Consider the following 2054-nt stretch of genomic DNA (forward strand, 5'->3'; position numbering starts at 1 on the left):
TATCATCCGTGCAGGCTTCCTAGAAAAAATCATGGATGCTTACGAAAACAACGCTGACTTAGAAAACATCTTATTAGATGAATACTTTATGGATATTGCTAAAGATTACCAACAAGCAACTCGTGAAGTAGCAGCAGAAGCAATTAAGTCTGGTATTCCAGTACCTGGTTTCACATCTGCCTTGTCTTACTACGATAGCTACCGTTCAGAAACTTTACCAGCGAACATCATTCAAGCACAACGTGACTACTTTGGTGCGCATACTTATGAACGTGTTGATGCTGAAGGTTCTTATCACTTATTATGGGATAAAGAAGAACAAATCGATGCTTAATTTTGGGCTTGCCCATGAATTTGTGCAGGAAATAGGGTGAAATTATGAGTGAAGAAAAAGCAAAACGCATCTTAATCGTTGAAGATGAAAAAAACTTAGCGCGCTTTGTTGAATTAGAACTTAAACATGAGGGCTATGAAACAGAACTTGCTAAGGATGGTCGTATTGGGCTTGAGAAAGCCCAAGAAGGCAACTGGGACTTAATCTTGTTAGATTTAATGCTGCCAGAGATCAACGGAATTGAAGTGTGTCGTCGTTTACGACCAACTTCAGATGTGCCGATAATCATCATGACGGCTAGAGATTCAGTTATTGACCGTGTATCAGGTTTTGACCACGGTGCCGATGACTATATCGTTAAGCCGTTTGCGATTGAAGAATTATTGGCACGTATTCGTGCATTACTTCGTCGTATTGATATCGAAGAAGAACAACAACACAGAAAACAAACGAAAGTAACTTTCCGTGACCTTTCTGTTGAAAAAGAAAATCGTATCGTTCGCCGTGGCGAAGAGATTATCGATTTAACAAAACGTGAGTACGAGTTATTGGTGATGTTAATGGAGAACGTTAACGTGGTATTACCTCGTACAGAATTATTAAATAAAGTATGGGGCTATACAACTGAAGTTGAAACCAACGTGGTAGATGTTTATATTCGTTACTTACGAAATAAAATCGATGTAGATGGTCAACCAGGTTACATTCAAACTGTCCGTGGTACGGGCTATGTAATGAGGACCCCAGAATAATGTTTAATAACGTTTTAAATGATTTTAAAACAAAACTGCAGCACCCATTTTCATTAATTTGGAAGTGGGGCTTAGTTTTATCTAGCTTGTTTTGGTTGGCCTTGAGTGTGAGCCCCATCATTTCAAATATTCAAGAACAACGAGCGCTAGAAGAAGACTATGTGACTGAGGTTACACAAATTGACACGTATTTACAAACCTATCTAAATTCTTTAGCGTCGCGCCCAGCTTCAGAAGTGCGTGAAGGATTCCAATCACGGATTGCCATTGAAAATATTTCATTAGAAGATTACTTGAATGAACATAACGTGAAAATCCAAGTCTATAATGAAAATGGCAACCTGGTTTATAATTCAGGGACTACTGTAGATAGTTACTCAACTAATAGAACGACAGGCCGAACGAAATCGGATGAAACTGGCGACTTCCTGACTTATCAATTACTATATGATGGGTCTGACCAAATTGGGTATTATTTTGCGACCTTTGATTACCAAACAGTTGCCAATCAATTATCTGATAAACAAACTGAATTGATCATTATGGCGGGGGTTAATTTAGTCATCGCCGTTGTCGCTGGTCTTGGTGTAGCTTATTACTTTATTCAACCGATTCAAAAGATGAAGCGTTTCTTAAAGAACATCACTGCAGATAATATTGCTGACCGCCGTTTGAACGTATCAGAATACCGCGGTGAAATCACTGAAATTTCTGAAAGTATCAACCAGATGCTTGATCAAACGAGTGAGTATATTGACCAACAAATTCACTTTGTAGAAGATGTTTCTCATGAACTTCGAACACCAGTAGCCATCATTGAAGGGCATTTAAACATGTTAAACCGTTGGGGTAAGGATGATCCAGAGATACTTGAAGAGTCGCTATCAGCCTCTGTAAATGAGCTAGAACGAATGAAAGTTCTCGTGCAAGAGATGTTAGATTTATCTCGAGCAGGGCAGGTTGATGCA

At 38.9% G+C, this 2054-nt stretch carries 2 protein-coding genes and 1 pseudogene; all 3 read left to right on the top strand.

The genetic code is table 11. The features are described from left to right. Positions 1 to 334, top strand: a pseudogene (locus ACRCJ0_RS12655) (NADP-dependent phosphogluconate dehydrogenase); the annotation flags it as partial. Positions 335 to 378: 44 nt separating this feature from the next. Continuing rightward, positions 379 to 1086 carry a response regulator transcription factor gene (locus ACRCJ0_RS12660; RefSeq protein WP_003143523.1) on the top strand — a complete coding sequence of 236 codons (708 nt, stop codon included), beginning with the start codon at positions 379 to 381 and terminating at the stop codon, positions 1084 to 1086. After that, a partial coding sequence (locus tag ACRCJ0_RS12665; protein WP_431390654.1) for a histidine kinase dimerization/phospho-acceptor domain-containing protein occupies positions 1086 to 2054 on the top strand: 969 nt, incomplete at its 3' end. The genes ACRCJ0_RS12660 and ACRCJ0_RS12665, both read left to right, overlap by 1 nt.

The organism is Aerococcus sp. L_32 (assembly GCF_050689315.1).